We start from the raw sequence: 20,773 nt of genomic DNA, 5'->3' as shown, positions 1-20,773 counted from the left end.
CTCCTCCACCAACTACTGTTGATGCTTTTCGCGGTATTCGACAGGCGTCATCTGCGTCATTTTTTTGAATAGCTTGCTAAAATATTTCACATCGTTAAAGCCCGATTTTTCCGCTACCTCATAAATCTTGTATTCATTTTGAACCAGCATCCGCTTGGCCTCATGCAGCCTCAAATCGATCAAATAATCGATGAAGTTTTGACCCGACTGTTTTTTGAACAAATTTGAAAAATAGCTTTTGCTGACATGAATCGTATCGGCTACCTCTTGAAGGGTTAGCTCATCGCGGTAATGAAGTTTAATGTATTCAATCGCTTTCGTTATTAATTGTCCGCCGTGGCCTTTATCGTTCAAGCGCAGCCGGCTCGGATGCTCCATCTCCACGAACAAATGACGAAGGGCGGCCTCAAGCTGGACAACCGTCTCGCATCGCCAAATATGTTCACGGAAATCCGATAGCGCCTTGGAATTTCCATTTAAATACGCATAAGCAGATAACAGTTCGTACGCCTCTCTTCTTACGAGCTCTGGTGCCAGGTCGCCCTTCGCCCATTTCGCTACGAAGCGGTCGATGATTGTTTTTATGCTGCTCTCGGCACGTATCCATTCAACCATCGCATGCATATTCATTTCCTCTGCTTCCTGCTCGTCCTCATGCTCATTCAGAGGCTGCTCCCATGCAAATAGCTTGCCTGTGCCTTCAAAAAAACGCCGTTTTTCCGCTGATCGGCTTCTCCTCAATCCAATCTCAACCCAATCGGTTTCCTTCACGATGCAGTAGCCTATTGAAATAGAAGTGGATAGTTCAGCCGCCACACGCGCCTTGAAGCTCTCAAGCGCAGCTTCGGCATCCTTCTCATAAGGATAGATCATAAAGATGCCTTCTCCTGTTAAAATCGGCGCGCTCCCATGCTGGAACTGCTCGTAAAAGATCGCCTGCATATCCTCGTACATCATGCTGATATGCAAATTCCCGTACCGCTCCTGCCACTCGTTTAGTCCGTCCGATACGACAAAAGCACACAAGTAGCTTTCTTTCTGCTTGCCAAAAATATCGAATAAGCTAGCCTCCGATTGGCTGGATGCGAGCAATCGTATAATCTCCTGCTCGGAGCGCCTTCGCTCCAGCAAGGTCAATTGCTCGTCAAATTGCTGTTTCTGAACCGCTTGCCTGCGGTTTTTTTGCAGCATTTCTTTGCATCGGCCGAGTACGGCAATGAGCTCGCCCGCTTCCAGCGTCGGTTTAAGCAAATAATCTACCGCGCCATGCTTCATCCCCTCGCGAACGTACTCGAACTCATTGTAGCTGCTAATAAGCACAACCTTCATGAGAGGATTAATCTCGAGCGCATGCCGCGTAAGCTCCAAGCCATCCATGACCGGCATTTTAATATCGGTTATTAAAATATCAATCGGACGGGACCGAAGCAGCTCTAAGGCTTCAAGCCCGTTCGCGCAATCGCCCGCCAAGGCAAGCCCCTGCTCCGCCCAATCGATAAAGCTTTTAAGTCCGTTTCGTATGATCGGCTCGTCGTCCACAATCAACACGTTATCGTACACGTAATTCCCCCCTCTAGTTGTAACTGCAGGATTAGTCTCGGAAGCGCTAGCCTTGAAGACGTATGACGATATGAATTTGCGTGCCGCTCCCTATCTCGCTAGCGACCGACATGCCTGAGCCTGCTCCAAAATAAAGTCTCAAGGAATCGTGGACATGCTGAAGCCCTATTCCCGGCTTCGTTATGCCTTCCTTGGCATTCAACTGCTTTAGCTTCTCCGCCGCTATGCCCGATCCATTATCATAGAGCAGAATATGAAGCTCGCCATGCTGCTCCGATACCTTTATCGTAATATCGCCTCCGCGGTTAAGCGGCACGAAGCCGTGAAAGACCGCATTCTCAACGAGCGGCTGAAGCAGCATTCTCGGTATTTTCACCTGCTCCGCCCCAGGCTGCACATCAACAGACAAAGCATACTTCTGCTCGTACCGCATTTCTAAAATAACGATATATTTCTGGACGATTTCAAGCTCTTCCTCAAGCGTGATCAATTGGCCGTTCTTGCCCATATTCGCTTGGAGCAATCTGGTCAGAGCCGCCAAGCCTTGATCCGCCCGTTCCGTCTCGCCCGCCCGAATAAGCCACCTTAGCGTACTTAACGTGTTATAGAGAAAATGCGGGTGAATCCGGTAAGTAACCGCACGCACCTCTGCCTCCAGCTTCTCGTTTTGCTCCTGCTCCACTCGTACCATAAGCTGCTCGATTTCATCCAGCATTTTATTAAAATGCCTGCTCATAAGCCCGATCTCATCCGTTGAGGTTAATGCTGTTCGCACCGTTAAATCGCCTTGCTGAACGCGCTTCATCTCTTTCGTCAATTGCTTAATCGGTTTTGTAACCCGGTTAGCGATTAAAAGGCCTATGAGAACCGCTAATAAAGCAAAGCAGGCCGAGGTCAATAAAATGCGGGTATGCAGCTTATCCAGCGCGCCGGTTATTTCAACTGTAGGCACCGTACCTACCAGCAGCCAGCCGTTGCTAAGCAATTGCTTCACGCCATAATAATGGACGCCCTTATTAAAGTATTCGAATTCAACCTCATCATTGTTCACGATAAGCTCATGTAGATTTTCGTCCCGAACGGTCTCGCCAATGCGCGACAGATCGGCATCGATCATAATTCGGCCCTCGGGATTGACGACCATATAACGCCCTGTTTCGCCAAGCTTAACCTGGTTAATCGTATTCAAAATAGCTTTGCCGTTTAAATTAACGACGAGCAAGCCGATTTGCTTAAGCGAATCAAAGTCTTTTAGCGTACGGCTGATCGGCAGCACAAGATCGGTATTTTCACCGCCGCCGCTAAAAGGGTCCTTGTGCATCGCCCGCCATACGAGCCCGCCATCCTGCCGCTTGGACTCCGACACCCACTCTTGCTGGTTAAGATCAATCTTTCGCAGCTTATGCGTAGAGAATGTCCCGCTTCCCCAGCCGAATCCGCCGCTTTTTAAAATATAAACGATTCTTACAAACGAGCTAGAATATACGATATTATTAAGCCGCGTATCTAAGGAGTGCGACATTTCAAGCTGTACGTTCAGCGGGCTTGCGCTATAATTCATCGCTGCTTGCTGCACCTGCAAATCACTGTATATTAAATCGGATGTATCGCTTCCCGCGTTGAAAATCGAAGACAAAGCATCCGCGGTTTGTTTCGTCACCTGAACGGCAGATGCTCTGACATTTCGTTTCACAAGCGCGGAAGATTCCAAATAGAAGGAGAACCCCGATAAAGTGGTCGGAATGAGAATAATCAATAAGAAGGCCAAAATCATTTTTGATGCAAATCGGTTGGATATTTTCTCGAAACGCGCCATAGACTGTCCACCCTGCGTAAGAAGATACTCCTAGTTTACCTAATTCATTACGATATAAATAGAATGTAATAAAAACCAAAGCGAACGAAAAACGCTCTTTCGTGTCGCTCTGGTCTGCTGCTGCTCTCATGATGTTCTATTTGTAATGAATCGTAAGCAAATCCCAGTATTTAAGACTCGGGAGCTTAATCGCAACCTCATCGCCCTGCTGCTCGAAGTCTAGCTTAACAGGCGATCCGTTATAATAATCCGGCGAAGCGAACATGATGCTCGCTACCTTCCGCTTTGTCTGAATGGAGATGCCTACATTCCCGAGCTCCGCAGGCGCCGCCTGCTCTCCTTTGCTGTCGTTCCAATTCATCGTCGTGGCATCCGAGAAGTTAATGAAATGAACGATATCGCTGCCATCCTTCTGCTTCGCGAAGGACCATATTTTCCCTTGCTCTGGAGCAGCGGAGATAGCCGTGCTGCCCGTGCTCGATACGACGACTTCCGTTTCCGCAAGTCTATCCCGAAGGATGTTTTGATAGGCGACAAGGAAGTCATAATAGCCAATCAACTGCTCCTCCAGCTCGGCTGGAATCGTTAAATTTTTATTCGGAAAATATTCTTTGGCAAGCATGTTTTCCCCAAGCTCCAGATGCGAGCCGCCTGCTGCGAAAATAACGGCATCTGTTAGCAGGACGCCCGGCGTATTAAACGCGCCGCTGGAATCGGCCAAATCATAGTTCATGTAAGCAGCAAGCACGGTGTTCAGCTTATTTTTGCTATACTTGCTATTTTGGTCGATGATATCCTTCAGGCTGCTGTATTTCGGATGCCCGTCCCATACTTCCGTGTACAGAAACGCAAGAGGAGCCTGCGGGGCCATGAACGCCTGGCCATATTGGCTAACCGCATTCATGACATAATCGACATCAAGCTTCTCCTTAGCCGCTTTAAGGAAAGACACATACCCTTGCGTCAGCTTCGCGCTTTCTCCCTTGGCGTTCCAAAGTGAGCCGCGATCACCCAACTGGTCGACATGCCAGCCGTCAAAAGGCAGCTGCTCAAACACTTCGATTTCCTTCTCAATCAAATAGTTCTGCCACTCGGGATTGCTTGGGTCATACAGCATAATGTCGCTGGCCCAGTTATCCGGCAATGGATGCTTATCCTGATTCGTTTGCGAAGGGTCCTTGTACAGCGCCCATTCTTTTTTAACGCCATCCGCTTCCGCGCCCTCATACGCGCCGAATAGCAAATTGTAATTCATCGCCTTCATATTTTTGCTATGCGCGAGGTCAATATAGCCCTTGATCGTCTCGTATGAGACCGGGCGATTCGCGATATCCGGCCACTCGGAGGCCGGCTTGCCTCCGTCCATTTTCAGAGGATCATGATGCTTATATTGCCAATCATAAAACTGGATGCCATTGATATGGAAACGATTCAAGCGCTCCATTACAGCCGTCTGCTCTTCCTTAGTCATGCTGTGGAAGTCGGCCAAATATCCGTAGCGGGGAAATTGGCTCCAATTCTCCGATACATCGACCGCAATGTTCAGGTGATCCTTCACTTCGCCCTTAGCTGATATAAATACCTCTGCCATATAGCCCTTGCCGTTTTCCTTCGGAGGCGTCCAGTCCCAGGTAATCTGCTCCTCCTCTGCCTTTACCTCCTGCTCACCGATCTTCTCGCCAAGATGACGATAGTGAACGATCACCTTCGCCTTAGGCTCCGGCTTGCTCAAATCCAGCTTGAAGCTAACCTTTTCGCCGGGACGGTAAGCCGCTTTATCCGTGGTTAATCCGCTCATGATCCCTTGGCTGACTACCGTCTCCGCCCTGATCTCCGTCTGCTTGCTGCAGCCCGCTGCCAAAATAAACAAGCAGCTCATCGCGACTAAAGCAGCCGACTTTACTGTTTTGCGGGTCACATTCATCGTTCCTTCCCTCATGGTCTCGTTAACCTTTCACACCACCTTCATTAAAGCCGCCCTGTACGAATCTCTTCTGGAAAATAATATAGAGCAGCACGGTCGGCACGAGCGCAATAATAGACGCCGCAAAAACCCAGGAATAGTTGGTCGCATATTTGTCGTTGAACATCAGCAGCGCGACAGGCAGCGTCCGCAGCGCCTCATCCTTAATGATGACGAGTGCCGTGAAATATTCTTCCCATGTGCCTTGGAAGGACAGAACCGCAAGCGTGGCGATTGCCGGCATCGATTGCGGGAGATAGATGTTCCAGAAAATGCGCCAGCTGCCTCCGCCGTCGATTAATACGGATTCCTCATACTCTTTCGGAATGCTTTGGAAGAAGCCCCTTAAGAAGAACGTGCTTCCGACTACGCCTCCTCCGATATAAATGAGCCATAGCCCCCAGTACGTGTTAACCAAGCCAAAAGATTTGACAATAAGAAACTGCGGGATGATGTTGATAACGCCGGGAATCATCATCGTCAGCAGGAACATACGGAACAGAAACTCTTTGCCTGGAAACGTAAATCTAGCGAACCCGTATGCCGTTAGGCAGCCCAGGAACAAGCTCCCGAGCATCGACACGATCGTCACGAGCGAGCTATTCAGGAAATACCGCGCAAAGTTATTTTTGCTCCATACGAGCTGGTAGTTATACAGGTTTGGAACGACCGAAAATACTTCCTTAGGCCGCGGGAGCGAATAGGCCCCTTTGATAAAGCTCGTCATAATCATATATACGAAGGGGAATAGGAACGCCAGAGCTCCAAGCACGATAATACTGTAAACCAGGAGCTGAATATGCCATTTCGTTTTCATCGTTTCCCCCTCCTACAAAAACCGCTGATTGCCGAATTTTTTCATCTGGGAATACGTGAGCAAGAACACGGCGATCCCCATCATGACGGCTACTGCGGATGCATAACCAAAGTTAAAGTTCTTAAAGGCTTGCAAGTACATAAGGCTCGGCAGCGTCTGGGTTTGATCCATCGGACCGCCCCGCGTAATAAAGTAAACCTGCGGGAAAAAGTTAAATGCGCCGTTAACGAGGTTTATAATAACGAATGCCGTTACAGGGCCAAGCATGGGAACCGTAATTGCCCAAAACTGCTTAGTTCCGTTCGCGCCATCGATTTGCGCCGCTTCATAATATTCCTTCGATATCCCCTGCAAGGCCGCTAAATAGATGACAACGCCCCAACCAACCGTCTTCCAAATATGGAATAACCAAATGACGACCATCGCTGACCAATAGTTCGATAGAAAATTAACCGGTTCATGAAATAAGCCAAGCTGCTTATAAAAGATAAAGTTGATCAAGCCGTACTCGCCGCCCGCGAACAAGAAGCGGAACAAGAAGGCTACTACGATCCATGACGTAATGATGGGTAAATAATAAATGGTACGAAACACGATTTTATGCTTTACGAAGTGAATATTGATAAGCACTGCAAACACGATTGCAAGAAACCAGTTGATCGGCACCGTTACGGCGACGTTCAGAAATGTATTTCGGATCGCCATCAGCACTTTATTGTTCGGGTCGGTAAATGCGGATACGTAGTTGGCAAAGCCTACGAATGGGTTTTCTGCGCTCGGCATAATGCTGTATTCCTGAAAGCTGATAATAATGTTTTTGATCATCGGGTAGATGACGAATACGGCCGTACCCAAGACACCAAGAAAGATATAAGGCAGAACCTTCGCCCATTGCAACAAACCTTTTTTCAACTTTACGCCTGCCGGAATTCGAGGCTCTTGCTTCGGCTGTCCCGCCACTGGTATAGACATATTGATGCTCCTTCCTATCCTTCATCTAAATTGAGCCTTCGCCTACCCGTTGCCGCGATAGACGAAGGCTCTGTCTTTGCGCTTACTTCGTCAAGATGGCTTCGATGTTTTTTGCTGCCTCGTCGAGCGCCTCTTTTGGCTCAAGCTCTCCGCGGATCGCTTTCTCAAAGGCAAGGTTAACGATCCCTTCCATTTCGCCATATTGCGGAATCGGCGTACGCGGCAATGCAGTCTCAAGCTGCTTCACGTACTCGGTAACGAATGGCTGCTCAAGGAATGCCGGATCGTTTGCCGCTGTTTTGTTCGTAGGAATAAGGCCAAGCTTGCTCATGATTTTCTGCGGCTCGTCGCCAAGCATCCATTTCGAGAATGTCCAAGCCTCTTGCGGATGCTTCGAGTTAGCAAAGATTACAAGATCTTCGCCGCCTACAACAGAGCGGCTGCCGCCTGCACCTGCTGGAATCAAGCCGCGTACCGTTTGCTCAAGCGGCTTGAATGCGGATTCCGCTTCGTTCATGAGAATGCTGTAAAACCAAGGGCCGTCATCGATCATCATGTATTCGTTGTTTTTCATGCCGTCCCACGCGCCTGGCTCGCCGCCAAGGATGGTAGGTGTTACGAGTCCGTCCTTGTTCCATTGCACGATTGTTTCAAGCGCCTTCACGCTCTCCGGGCTGTTCAGAAAACCTTCAACCTTCGTATAATCCTCATTCGTAAGCAAGCCGCCAAGGCTCCAGAAGTAAGGAGATGCTGCCCATACGTTCGCTCCGCCGATGCCGATTCCGCCTGGCTTGCCTTTGGCAACCGCAAGCTTCGCTGCCGCTACGAACTCATCCATCGTCGCAGGAGCTTCTTTTACCCCTATCTCATCAAGCACCGCTTTGTTGTAAATCGCGATTTTTGTATTCGTGTTAACCGGTACGCCGTAGTAGCCGCCGTTATAAGCATTCGTTTCCATAGGCGCTTCGAACGTATTCGCTTTCAATTCATCGAAGCCATCGTTTTTGCTGATATCCTGAAGCGCTCCCATTTTGGCGAATTCCGGAACCCAGATGATGTCCATCCGCATAAGATCAGGTGCTGCATCGCCTGCCACGCCGGCAATAACCTGCTCTTTCAAGCCCTCATAAGGCATTCTGGTCAGCTTCAGCTCAATGCCGGGATTTTCTTTCTCGAAGAGCGGCTTAATTTCTTCCGCCAGCACCTTTTCTTCTTGATCGCTATAGGTATGCCAATACTCGATCGTAACCTTCTTGCCGTCCGCAGCCGGCGCGTTACCGCTTTCATTTGCCGGAGCATTACCTCCGTTATTTGCAGGTGCGTTATTGCCGCCTGAGCATGCTGTAACTGTAAAAGCCATAACCGCCGCTAGAACCCCATAGGAAATTGTTTTGTACCACTTCATGTAAATGACCCTCCTTTTATTTGTGTCGCTCCTTTATTATGAAATGAAGGGATCACTCAAGAAACCGTTTTCATTGCGAAAATGGTGTCTCATTTTACTGCGTTCAAGTTGTAAATCTTTTGGAAAACAAAAAAGGTGTCTTATTTTTCTATACATGCAGAAAAATAAGACACCTTTTGTTTGCATTCAATTATTTGCCAATCGGCTCGAGAGGCGCTACCCTCCCTGACGTTATGCTTGCCCCTTGCACGGGAGCCGCCCAGCGTACGCCATTGGCAATGACTCGCAAAATATCGGGATGATGGTAAATCGGGAACGTCTCATGCCCAGGGCGGAAATAAAACAGCTTCCCCTTCCCTCTCCGGTAGCAGCAGCCGCTTCGGAATACTTCCCCGCCCTCGAACCATGAGATGAATACCAGCTCATCGGGAGCCGGTATGTCAAAGCGCTCGCCGTACATTTCTTCCTTCGGAATTTCAATATAATCATTTAGGCCGTCAGCAATCGGATGACCATGCTCAATGACCCAAACCCGCTCCTTCTCGCCATCGTCGCGCCACTTGAGATCGCCGGTTTTCGTGCCGAGCAGCCGCTCGAATATTTTCGAGCCATGCCCGGAATGCAAAACGATGAGCCCCATCCCCTCCATAACACGGGCGCGTACTTTCTCAACAATGTGATCCTGCACCTCAGCGTGTGCGAGATGTCCCCACCATATAAGCACATCCGTATTGGTCAGCACATCGTCCGTCAGGCCATGCTCCGGTTCGTCAAGGACTGCCGTTCCAACAGCAAATCCGTCCACCGTTTTCAAATATCCGCCAATCGCATTATGAATCCCATCCGGATAGATGCTTGCCACATGCTCATTTACTTTCTCATGCCGGTATTCATTCCATACGGTCACCTTTATGTTCGCCATTAATTAGCAGCCTCCTGTTCAATCGCAATCCATTTCTCTTCTGTGAAGGATTGAACGATGGCATCGAGTGTCCATTGATTGATGCAGCCATCCTCGATCGTCGCGTCCATGCCATCTCCCTTGCCGATTAGCAAATCGAAGAACGACTGCATTTGATTTGCTTTGTATGAATCCGGGATATCAACCTTACGGAATTGCTGCTCCTCGCCAAGCTTAATATGAAGGCTGTCCTCCTCCTCAAGGTTATAGACAAGCGCTCCTTGCGTGCCGTATATTTCGATCTGCTGATAATTGCCGCGGCCAAAGGCGAAACGGGATATGCTCATCGAGGAGGATGCCCCGCTTGCGAATCGTGCCAGCACATGGCAGAAATCATCCACGTCCACATCCCCCCTGCCTTCGCTGCCCAGGAGAGCGCGTTCTTTCACAATCGTGCCTGCATCTGCGATGACCTTAACCGTCTCTCCTATAAGAAAACGTTTTAGATCCAAAATATGAGAGCCTAAATCTCCAAGCGCGCCCGAACCGGACAGCTCCTTGCGGAATCGCCATACGAGCGGAATATCCTCGTTGATGCCCCAGCTTTGCAAATACTGGCTGTACACGTGGTTGATTTTGCCGAGTGTGCCTTGCTCCAGCAGCTGCTTGGCATAACGTACCGCGGACTTATAGCGGTAGGTGAAGCACACCATATGCGGGAGTGGATCATCCGCTAGTGCCTGCCGTAGAATAATCGCTTCCTTCGCATCAAGCGCGATCGGCTTCTCCAGCGCAAACGGCTTGCGGTGCTTAATGGCGTCATACGCGATTGTAAAATGATTGCTGTTCGGCGTGCCAATCGTAACGGCGTCCAGCTCCGAATCCTTCAACAGATCCAAATGGTTTACGTAGCGGCGCTCCGGCGGCACGCCCAGCTCCTCGCCTTTGGCCAAAAGCGCTTCTTCATTACAGTCGCAGATCGACCAAACCTCCGCGCTCTCGCTTGCCAATATGCCTTCAATATGAAAGTTTGCAATGCCGCCAAGCCCGATAACCCCGATTTTCAGCTTTTTCATCCGCATCACCCTATCCTTAAAGTCGCTTCAATTACAAACCCAGTATAGTTTGTGTTAGAATGAACGGGAATGTCGGATCGAGACTCTTTTTGTACAAAAGCGACTTTTTATTCTGCAAAGGGGGAATTGGAATTGCTGGCCATCAACGTCGATATCGTTCCTCGCGTCAAGCTGATGGGCTTTATCGCCTACAAGAGCCCATGGATTCATTTCAAGCGAAAAGTGGACGAGTATGTGCTCTATTTCATCCGCAGCGGCGAGCTCCATCTGAAAGAAGAGGACAACCATTATGTGCTGCGCAAAGGCGACATCCTTATTCTTGAGCCCAATATGACCCATGAGGGCACGGCCAAGCATGTGTGCGACTACTACTATATCCATTTCGAGCATTCGGATATCCAATCGATCAAGATCGAGGATAGGCACGCTCTTGCCAACTATTTTATCGTCGAGCATGAGCAGTCCCCGTTTGCCCAGCATCAGCCTTCTATTCGCGATATCAATCCGTATGGATGCTATTTCCCCAAGTACCATTCCATCGCGGACAAAAAGAGGTTTAGCCTCGCCCTGCATGCGTTAAATGAAATGCAGCAGCTCTATAAGCGGAAGCATTACAATCGAAGCTTAACGGCATTAAGGTTTATGCAGCTGCTCATCGAGCTATCGCGCGAGAACTTTATGGATGAGCTGAAACAGAGCGAGCTCATTCCTTCCAAGTCGATTGTGAAGATCAATGCTCTGCTTGACTACATCCATCAAAACTACCAAACCAAAATAACCGGCAGCGACATTGAGCATGCGTTCGAGAGCAACTACGATTATCTCAATCGCGCGTTCAAGCAGGTAACCGGCCAATCGATAATCCGTTATATCAATGCCGTGCGCATCAATCAAGCGAAGGAGCTGCTTGAGACAACCCCGCTTAGCATTGGCGAGATCGGTTATTTAATCGGCATCAATGACCCCTATCATTTCAGCAAAGTCTTCAAAAAACATATCGGGCTCTCGCCCACTCAATATTTTAAGCAAGCAAGGAAAATAGACGAATAACCTCCGAGCGAAGCATGCTCGGAGGTTATTTTATTGGCTTTTATCCTTCGTGGAGGTCTATCATTTGGAGAGTCTTATGCCCGAAACAATCCGTAGCCGTTCAGCGGAACGACGGGCTCCGTATCCACTTTTAAACCCTCTGAACGGGCATTGAATGCGACGTCAACAAGCCACTGCGTAAAGCTGGCAACGTCCATCGATTCCAGCTCCTGCTTGGTGAAGAAGCCAGCCGCATCAACTTCCACATCATCCGGTGTTGGCTCTCCGCTCACATATTCCATCTCAAACGCGACGTAGAGATTATGTATGCTTCTTGGCTGGTCGCGCAGCGCCAAGACGTTTTTGACGATGGCTTGCACGCCGCACTCCTCTTCCACCTCTCGCCTAATGGTATCTTGAATCGCTTCCAGCTGCTCAATGTATCCGCCTGGATTCGTCCATTTCCCTTTTCCCGGCTCCTGCGCTCTGCGAACGAGCAGAATTTTATCATCCTTGACGACAAGCGCTCCTACGCCAATGCTGTAATTGCCCCAATGAACAAAGCTGCAGCTCGTGCATGCCCTTCTCATCGTACCGTCAACATCGCGAGTCTCCAGCTCATGACCGCATGCCATGCAAAACTTTGCCTCCACCTGTATCACCTCTGTAATAAGCTTCGATCTCATCAGATTATACGAATTATTTGTGACGCTGCATAGTCTGCCTCGCCCAGCCACAAGCTTGCTGCTGCGCTTCTCGCTCCACCCTTTAACGAAATAATTCGACATATACCGACACTCTAATGGGATGAAATAATAAAAATTACCAAAATTTCACTCGAAAATAAAGGACTTTAGTAGGAGAGTGTCGAATGTCTCATGTCGGTAAGCTATGGGAAATTTAGGAGGAACGTCATGAATTGGCTTTCAAAAAAATTCACCTTTGTCATCATACCGGATGCGAATCAATCCGTTCAGCGATTCCGGCTATCCGGTCTTATTATCATTTTATTGCCGATTACTATCGCGCTTCTTGCTGCATGCGCCATTTTATTTTTTCTATTGTTGTCACGGCACGCTTCAGTAACTGATACGCTGAAAAATCAGCTCGCGGCATCCGCTCTCCAATATGAGCAGCAGCTGTCCGAGAATGAAAGCCATATATCCGAGCTGCAAACGAACCTCGTTCTGTTTTCGGAGCAAGCGCATGCGATGGAAAACAAAATGGTAGAGATCAGCGAGCTCGAATCGCAGCTGAAGCAGCTCGCCGGCATCGATACCAAAGCTCCCGTCTCCATTTCGAGCCTCAGTACGGTGGAAGGCGGACAAGGCGGCGAGGAGCTGCCGCTGCCGGAAGAGGCAGGGACTGATCTCATCCTAGAGACGAGCAAGCAGTATGCGGATGTTTTGCAGCAGATGGATGCGATAATACCTCAGCTTCAGCATACCAAAAAGGCGGTAGTGAGCTATCAGGAAATTTTACAAATCACGCCTACGATCTGGCCTACGGATTCACGCAAGGTGACATCCTTGTTCGGCATACGTACAGACCCCTTTACGGGACGAGCTACCTATCATTCCGGCTTCGATATCGGCGGCAATACCGGCGATCCAATATATGCCGCAGCAGACGGTATAGTAACTTTGTCAGAGAGAGACCGTGTCCTTGGCATTAATGTCATGATTGATCATGGCAGAGGCATCAGCACCCGTTACCTTCACTTACATAAGAATATCGCAGAAGTTGGCGACAAGGTAAAGAAAGGCCAAGTCATCGGAGAACTAGGCAGCACGGGCCGAAGCACCGGACCTCACTTGCACTACGAGGTGTCCATCAACGGCAAAAACGTAGATCCAGTTCCTTACATTAAAGCAGACAGAAAGGAGCCCTAGCATGTTTAAAAATAAAAGCGCCAAACTAAATCCAGACACCACCGATACGCTAGTCGGAGAAGGCTCAACCTTCGAGGGGAAGATCAAATCCGAGGCAAGCATTCGCGTAGATGGCCATGTCATTGGCGACATTGAGTCCGCAGGCCTTGTCACCATTGGTGAAAACGGAAGCGCCCGCTCAACGATTAGCGCTCGCGACCTCATCCTTGCAGGCAAATTATTCGGCAACGTTGAGGTGAAAGGGACACTTACGATTCGTGCGACTGGCTCGCTAATCGGCAATCTATCGGCTGAGAATCTGCTGATCGAAGCTGGCGGCATATTCCAGGGAACAAGCAAGATGCCTGTTAAGGAGACAAACGCAGAAGCAGCTGCGGCAACCGCTGCAAAGGCGACATCCGCTTGATTAGCAAAGCACAGAAGCATTCCGCGGGACTCCGTTCTCTGGAATGCTTTTTTTTGACCGGTTTGATAACTAGCTCTTCGTGCAGGTATAATTGCCCTTAGGAGCTACTACATAGGAGGAAATAACGATGCGCTTTGTAAGCAATAACGGCATTAACGATCCATCGCTGAATTTGGCGTTAGAGGAATATATATTGCGTTCATTGCCTGACAATGACGACTACCTGCTTTTCTATATCAACGAGCCTTCGATCATCATCGGCAAAAATCAGAATACGGTTGAGGAAATCAACGCGGAGTATGTAGAGAAGAACGGCATTCACGTCGTCCGCAGACTCTCCGGGGGCGGAGCCGTCTATCATGATCTCGGCAATTTAAATTTCAGCTTCATTATGAAGGATGACGGCCAATCCTTCCACAACTTCAAGAAGTTCACCGAGCCCGTTGTGCGCGCGCTGCATAAGCTCGGCGTGGAGGCGGAAATGACGGGCCGGAATGATCTTCAGGTCGGCGAGCGAAAAATATCCGGCAACGCGCAGTTCTCGACAAGGGGCAAAATGTTCAGTCACGGAACGCTGCTATTTGATTCCGAAATCGAAAATGTCGTTTCTGCGCTGAAGGTCAATGCCGAGAAATACGTATCTAAATCAACCAAATCGATCCGCAGCCGTGTCGCAAATATTTCGGAATTTTTGAAGGAGCCGCTGACCGTAGAGCAGTTCAGGCAAAGCTTGCTCCAATCGATCTTCGAGGACTCGGAAGAAATTCCGTTCTACGAGCTAACGGAGCAGGACTGGGAAAACGTTCATAAGCTTGCGGATGAGAGATACCGCAGCTGGGAATGGAACTACGGCCGCTCTCCTGCCTTCAATGTGCAGCAGAAGAAACGGATTGAAGGAGCCGGAACGTTTGATGTTCGCCTTCAGGTGGAGGAAGGCGTGATCGTTGGCGCTGCTATTTTCGGCGATTTCTTCGGCCGCGGCGATCGCAATGAAGTGGCAGAGCAGCTCATCGGCACGCGTTATGAAGCATCCGCGCTGAAAGAGCTCATCGACGGCATCGATTTGCCGTTCTATTTTGGCCCCGTCACGAAGGAACAATGGATGGAGCTGCTCGTATAACATCGCTCAAACAGCCCCCAAGCTTTATGCTTGGGGGCTGTTTGCTGCTTCTAACCATAAAATCTTCTAACCAGCTTATGGAATGCCGCCGCCATTTGCTCCTTAACCTTGCTATCCGTATCGGCTTTTTCCGCTTATTCCAGCACTCCTGATTCTAAGCGATAAGTTAGAAATATAATCAGCATCCGCAATCCATTTCGACTAAGCAGAAATAATTGGAAAAGCTCCATCTATTTTCCTGGTGGGAGGGTAAATCGTCCAATTAGCTGGAAAAACTCCCGTTAATCGGAGCACTTTCACCGAAATTGGGCTAGAAGCTAGAAATTAACGGGAGAAAATCCATCTAAACCTGATTTTCGCCCAAAATCGTATGAAATAACGGGAGTATTTCCCGTTAATTCTAGCTCGAGAGGTTACAGCCTTAACCTCTGCATCACTCGCCTGCGAAGCGGCGTAATTATGTTTAAGCTGATTTTTATTAGCGGATGTGGGTCGTATAACCAGCATCCTCAAACCATTTCAGTTGAGTAGAAATAACTGGAAAATCTCCATCTATTTTCCTAGTGGGAGGGTAAATCGTCCAATTAGCTGGAAAAACTCCCGTTAATCGGAGCACTTTCACCGAAATAGGGCCGGAAGCAAGGAATTAACGGGAGAAAATCCATCTAAACCTGATTTTCGCCCAAAATCGTATGAATTAACGGGAGTTTTTCCCGTTAATCATGGCTCGAGAGGCTGCACTTGCGTGCGGAAATGCTCGGTACTTCCTCGAACGATCATATCCACATTGGGCAGGATTTGTTCAATCAATCTTATAATGTGCTTCCTCAGCGTTATTTTCTCCCAGCCGAAGCTCATTCTTCAATCTCAGCATCACTCGCCAGCGCAGCGGTGAAATAAGGTTTGGCCGTTTATTACGGAGAGTCGTATAACCAGCATTCCCAAACAGTTTCGATTGAGTAAATAAGGAAACTTTTTCAAAAGGAGCAATCGGTCACTAAACCGAGTGAAGCCTTTCAAGATGGCTCGGCTGCAAAAAAACACTCTCCCGGCATACGAAAGGGCACTGAAAAATTTTACTTTTTCAGTGCCCTCCCTCTATCGCGTATGGCTAAAGAATGGCGCAGCCTTCGCTTACTTCTTGATAAGCTCCAGCATTTTCAGCAAAACGGTAACCGACTCTGCTCTTGTTGCCGAATCATTTGGAGCAAAGCGGTTGCCGCCCCGTCCTTGAACAATGCCGCTTTGTATAGCCGTCATCACATAGCCTTTCGCCCAAGGAGCAATCGCCGCATCGTCAGCGAAAGTGGTGCTGTCGACTTCGCTTATCGGCAAGGCTGCTGCCTTAACAATCATCGTCACCATTTGAGCGCGGGTAATGACTGCATCGGCACGGAACGTTCCATCCTCATAACCGCTGATGATGCCGGCCTCTGCAGCTAATGCTATTGCTTCCTTCGCCCAGACTTGCACCTCATCGCTGTCCTTGAAGGTTAGCGGCTTCGCTTCCCCTTTCAACTGTAGAGCATGGACCAGCATCACCGTAAACTCCGCACGTGTAACCTGCGCATTCGGTTTAAAGCTGCTGTCGGGATAACCGCTGGCAATCCCTTTTGCGGCAGCATCCTTAATGCTATTCTCCGCCCAGTGTCCGGAAATATCGGTAAACGATACAGGAGGCTTAGTCTCCTCGGCGTCCTTCGCGTCGATACTAAAGACTGCGAATTTGGTGAAATGATCGACCTCAGCCGTAATGATGCCGCCTGCAGCTTTTCCTCCTATTTTAATCCATTTCTTGCTGGCTTCATCGTAGTAGAAAATCGCCGGCACACGGTTTGCTCCTACTTTCGATGAATCGAAGGTAATCGACAAGCTTACAGGCTTATCAAAACTACCAGTTATGTTCTTCAACAGCTCATAAACGGGGCTGAGCACCATATCGGAATTACTTATCCATTGTGAGGCATTCGCCAGCTTCTCGATGCTGATGCGAAGCTCTTGAGCCGATGTTCCAGCAGCTACAGCCACCGATATTTCATCATTTAGCTTGGCGATACCCGAGCCGTTTGCCGTAATGGTCTGGTCTGCTTTCGTTGCAGGAGCAGGAGGAGTAACTGGAGGCGTGTAGCCGCCGCCATCAACCGGCGGATTGCCACCGTCTCCATCTCCATCTCCATCACCGTCCCCATCCCCCGGCGATTCGCCGCCGTCATAGGTTAGAGCAGTCCGCAGCAAGATGACGGCTTCCGCTAGCGTAACCTCATTTTGCGGAGAGAGCGTCTCGCCTGCCGCAAATAGCGGTGCAAGCCCATTTGCAAGCAGCGCGTTAATAAATGGCTTAAATGGCAGCTTCACTAAATCCGCATCTGTAAACTTGCTTAGTGCATCGGCATCAACAGCCGTATCGAGCGCTAACGTTTTCGAAATAATCGCCAAAAGCTCCTCGCGGTTTATAAGCAGTTCAGCATCCATGCTGTAATCCGCCGCAATTTGCGCCATAACGCTCTCGAATGTAAGCTCCTTAATCAGCCCTTTATTCAACAGACTTATCAGCTCAGATCGCTTCAGCGTCCGGTTCGGATCTATCTCCGCTTTGTCATCCGCTTTAAGGATGCCTTTCTTGATCCAGTCTAAAAGCTCGCTTTCCGCCCAGTGGCCTCTTATGCCGCCAAACACCCGAGCTTCAAATGCTGCTCGTATGCTCTCTTGATCCGCATATCCTTCAGCAGGACGATTGGTTAATAGCTCCGAAGCGACATAGGACTTCTGGCTATCCTCCAACAGGCTGTACAGCTCCAATGTCAATCCGAGCCCAGAAGCCTCCAGAGCTGTCTTCATAGAAGCTGCATCCTGCGCGCCGTTAACCGCTTCAACAGCAGCCCTTATCATTTCTTCGACGTACCCTTGAACAACCGCGTCCACAGCCGCTTGCAGCGATGCTTTATCCATGAATCCATCAGCTGGCTTGTTCTCCCATACCTCATAGGAAACGACTCGCTTCGTATAGTCGTCCAGCTTGTTGTACAAGCTCAAATTCAGATTAAGCCCCGGCGACTCCAGCGCGGCCTGCATATCGGCGGCGCTTTGGACGCTGCTCATCATTTCGACAAACCGGCTTTTGAAGCCATATACTTCAAATTCGTAAATTCGGCCGGTATTATCCGTAGGTGTCGCTTTGTCCAACTGCAGCCTTACATATCTGACTTCCGTTAACGGTATGTTATGCTCGGTTACGCTCTTCGTATTTCCTTCAACTGTTACTACATCTGTCCAAGTCGCGTTATCGCTGCTGACTTGAATCTTATAGCTATCCGTATTCATCGCATCGGCTTCTCCGCCATATGCGGCATGACCGATTTTAAACTCGCTGATTAACGCTTTTTGTCCCAAATCAACCTTCACAAAGTGTGGGTTAGTCCCTGAGTTGGCGCACCATTTGGTTTTGGCATTGCCGTCAAAAGCAAATTTGGCGGCCTCGCCTGCCGCGCATTGCGAATCGGCGGTAAAGGCGCTATCCGGCTTGCCTAACGCCATATTCAGCTTTCCGCCAATAATGTCGCTCGTTACGGTAACCTGCGCGGTTGCCGTATCCTCCCCAGCACTATTGATGGCGGTTAGTTTAACCGTATAAATGCCTTCCTGCGCATAGGTCACCTTCGGATTTCCTGAGCTGTAATCGACCGTGCCGCCCGGAAATTCCCAAACGACCCGCTCCTTCGTCTCAAACGATTGATCATAGAAGGTAATGGCATCACCCGGCGCGGCATACCAAGCATCAGCCGTAAACTTCGCTTCCGGCTTCGGATAATCCGGCCACTCGATAATAGCCTGCGTTCCCGTGCCCTGCCTGTAGTACTCATCAACAGGAACAACCTCAATGACGCTTGTCAGTTCCTTGCCGATACGCTTAATGGAAGGCACATAATAAGCTGTATTTGGCGTCGCGCCTTGGAACTCTCTGCTGCCGTCTTGCTTAATCAAATAAATCTCGTAATAAGCCGCATTCGAGTCCGACTTGCTCCATTTAATCCGGGCGTCGGCAGAAATATCCGTCGTGAATTCATTCTGAACCGTTAGCTCTCCAACCGCTCCCGCTCCAGCCCCTTGCGCTGCGGAGCCGGTCACCGACAATCGCCCAATGTTGACCGAATAATCAAGTACGGCCTTCTGGCTTGTGAAGTTCAAGGAAATCGCAGCAATCGTCTTTCCTTGGTAAGCCTCGAGAGGGATACTCTTCGTACGCCATTCGCTAGGCGTTGCTTCCCCAACATCGAGAAATACAAATTGCTCGGGAGCATCGGCAAACGCGAGCCCCACCTGCATATTGGAGTCCGTCATTCCCGGCGTATTCGTTTTGAACGTCAGAGACAGGCTTGTGTCTGACGCTACCGGAAGCTCTGTTTTGTAGAGCTTAACCTGCGTAGCATTTTTGGCATTCAATAGATTTCCCGCTACCTTCAGCGAGCTTCCGCCGTAATAAGCCGACGAGAAATCGATGCTTGGCTTCAATGCGGTTCCTTGGCTGGTCGCAATCCAGCGCCAAGTCGGCATAACGTCCTGCAAGCTTCGGTTGTTCCAAGGCTTCGTGCGCAGCACCTCGCCATCCACCGCAAAGAAATCGCCATTGCCGGTATTGAAGTTAGTAAGGAAAGGGAGCTTCGTAACCGGCGTTTTTTCCACAAAATAATTAGCTATGCCCTTCCAGCTCGCTGATGTAGTTGTACGGCTAGGGTCACCATTTTGACCAACCCAAAACAGGTTTTCCTTCGCATACAAATCTTCTCTGCTCTTATGCACCTTGAACGCCCAGTCCGGGCGGTAAATGCCGAGCGAGAGCGTTGCCGGCTGGCCATTCGGGAAGATCGCTCCCCAGTTCGGATTCGAGCCCGTTCCATTTGCCTCAACATCAATGCCGGCGTAGATGTCGTAAGGGCTTCTGCCCAGACTTTCCGCTTTGGCTCTGGAGTTGTTAAGGCCGGTCGGATTCCATGAGAAGTCGATGAACATGCTATCGGTTACTCTGCCGTTGTCCTCGACAAACATGGCATTATTGTTGTTCAGCTGGCGCTGCCACCCGACCGCGCCTGTACTGTTCATCGCATCATACCACTGCATTTGCATGCCCGGCTTTTTGTGCGCTTGCAAATATTTCAGAAACTCTTGCATCAGAGTTGCGGTAGCGGCATTTCCTCCCGCGGTTTCCTGATTGATAAACCAACCGTCGAAGCCGTAGTAATCAGCCACTTCGATCAATTTGTCGGCAAACGGGAAGGAGCCGTCGGGATTCTTTTGCAGCGAGTCTGTTACCCAAGAGAACTTCCCTCCGTATGCCGTTGGCGGATAGAAGATATTGCCTAGAATCGGCACGCCGTTTTTGTGAGCCGCGTCAATTGCATCGGCGCTTGGCGGAACGATAATGCCCTCGCTTGAGGAGCCTGCCCAGTGCACCAGCAGATCAACATACTGCCAGTATTGAAACGCGTAAACGTCGAATTGCTCCGAGCCTTGGGAAGGCACCTTGCTGGTTGATTGATACATAGCGGAAAGAGCTGCCAACTTTGGTGCTGTCGACGCATTCGGATTGACTTGATACCCTCCATTAGTCCGGCTAGCAAGCGGGATTGAAGCTCGATTGAATGCGGCATCCGGGTCTGTCTCCGGCGACCATTGCAGAAGATCATCAACGAACCATGCGGATGCGGTCGGCTGCTTCGCGCTGGCCGTACCGCTCCATGCCATACAGATCGAACAAGCTAAAAACAAACCCGCTATAAACTTATACCCGTTTAACTTCGTGATCATTTCAATTCCCCTTT

14 protein-coding genes are annotated in these 20,773 nt (G+C 49.5%); 4 read left to right on the top strand and 10 right to left on the bottom strand.

The genetic code is table 11. The features are described 5' to 3' along the window. Positions 1-12 precede the first annotated feature (12 nt). From HI950_RS24270 to HI950_RS24235, 8 genes are all read right to left on the bottom strand, one after another. Complete coding sequence (locus tag HI950_RS24270; protein ID WP_169088357.1) at positions 13-1,560, bottom strand: response regulator transcription factor; 1,548 nt, start codon at positions 1,558-1,560, stop codon at positions 13-15. A gap of 46 nt (positions 1,561-1,606) precedes the next feature. After that, positions 1,607-3,376, bottom strand: coding sequence for a cache domain-containing sensor histidine kinase (locus HI950_RS24265; RefSeq protein WP_169088355.1), 1,770 nt, complete (start codon positions 3,374-3,376; stop codon positions 1,607-1,609). A 136-nt stretch (positions 3,377-3,512) separates the two neighbouring features. Beyond that, complete coding sequence (locus tag HI950_RS24260) at positions 3,513-5,300, bottom strand: glycoside hydrolase family 66 protein (protein WP_169088353.1); 1,788 nt, start codon at positions 5,298-5,300, stop codon at positions 3,513-3,515. A 22-nt stretch (positions 5,301-5,322) separates the two neighbouring features. Beyond that, positions 5,323-6,156 (bottom strand): carbohydrate ABC transporter permease, encoded by an 834-nt coding sequence (locus tag HI950_RS24255; RefSeq protein ID WP_169088351.1) that lies wholly within the window; start codon positions 6,154-6,156, stop codon positions 5,323-5,325. Between the two features lie 12 nt (positions 6,157-6,168). Next, on the bottom strand, positions 6,169-7,128 hold the full coding sequence (locus tag HI950_RS24250; protein WP_169088349.1) for a carbohydrate ABC transporter permease: 960 nt from the start codon (positions 7,126-7,128) through the stop codon (positions 6,169-6,171). A gap of 82 nt (positions 7,129-7,210) precedes the next feature. Continuing rightward, positions 7,211-8,533 carry an extracellular solute-binding protein gene (locus HI950_RS24245; RefSeq protein ID WP_169088347.1) on the bottom strand — a complete coding sequence of 441 codons (1,323 nt, stop codon included), beginning with the start codon at positions 8,531-8,533 and terminating at the stop codon, positions 7,211-7,213. Between the two features lie 190 nt (positions 8,534-8,723). After that, complete coding sequence (locus HI950_RS24240) at positions 8,724-9,455, bottom strand: ThuA domain-containing protein (RefSeq protein ID WP_169088345.1); 732 nt, start codon at positions 9,453-9,455, stop codon at positions 8,724-8,726. Continuing rightward, complete coding sequence (locus HI950_RS24235) at positions 9,455-10,510, bottom strand: Gfo/Idh/MocA family protein (protein ID WP_169088343.1); 1,056 nt, start codon at positions 10,508-10,510, stop codon at positions 9,455-9,457. Before HI950_RS24235 ends, HI950_RS24240 begins: the two co-directional genes overlap by 1 nt. Positions 10,511-10,642: 132 nt before the next feature. Here HI950_RS24235 and HI950_RS24230 point away from each other — a divergent pair, with 132 nt between their 5' ends. Beyond that, complete coding sequence (locus tag HI950_RS24230) at positions 10,643-11,560, top strand: AraC family transcriptional regulator (protein WP_169088341.1); 918 nt, start codon at positions 10,643-10,645, stop codon at positions 11,558-11,560. 74 nt (positions 11,561-11,634) lie between these two features. On the opposite strand, the gene HI950_RS24225 is transcribed toward HI950_RS24230, so the two are convergent. Further along, positions 11,635-12,327 carry an NUDIX hydrolase gene (locus HI950_RS24225; protein ID WP_223285476.1) on the bottom strand — a complete coding sequence of 231 codons (693 nt, stop codon included), beginning with the start codon at positions 12,325-12,327 and terminating at the stop codon, positions 11,635-11,637. 126 nt (positions 12,328-12,453) lie between these two features. Here HI950_RS24225 and HI950_RS24220 point away from each other — a divergent pair, with 126 nt between their 5' ends. The 3 genes from HI950_RS24220 to lplA all read left to right on the top strand — a co-directional run bounded on the left by HI950_RS24220 (position 12,454) and on the right by lplA (position 14,957). Next, complete coding sequence (locus HI950_RS24220) at positions 12,454-13,431, top strand: M23 family metallopeptidase (RefSeq protein ID WP_169088339.1); 978 nt, start codon at positions 12,454-12,456, stop codon at positions 13,429-13,431. 1 nt (position 13,432) lies between these two features. Then, positions 13,433-13,837 carry a bactofilin family protein gene (locus tag HI950_RS24215; RefSeq protein WP_169088337.1) on the top strand — a complete coding sequence of 135 codons (405 nt, stop codon included), beginning with the start codon at positions 13,433-13,435 and terminating at the stop codon, positions 13,835-13,837. Between the two features lie 127 nt (positions 13,838-13,964). Next, positions 13,965-14,957, top strand: a complete 993-nt coding sequence (gene lplA, locus HI950_RS24210; protein ID WP_169088335.1) for a lipoate--protein ligase — start codon at positions 13,965-13,967, stop codon at positions 14,955-14,957. Between the two features lie 1,134 nt (positions 14,958-16,091). Here lplA and HI950_RS24205 read toward each other — a convergent pair. Beyond that, on the bottom strand, positions 16,092-20,759 hold the full coding sequence (locus HI950_RS24205; protein ID WP_169088333.1) for an endo-beta-N-acetylglucosaminidase: 4,668 nt from the start codon (positions 20,757-20,759) through the stop codon (positions 16,092-16,094). Positions 20,760-20,773: the final 14 nt, after the last annotated feature.

Source organism: Paenibacillus sp. PL91 (assembly GCF_012935325.2).
Lineage (GTDB): Bacteria > Bacillota > Bacilli > Paenibacillales > Paenibacillaceae > Pristimantibacillus.
The sequence above is the reverse complement of the archived record's forward strand: the minus strand, read 5'-3'. Positions and strand labels throughout refer to the sequence as shown.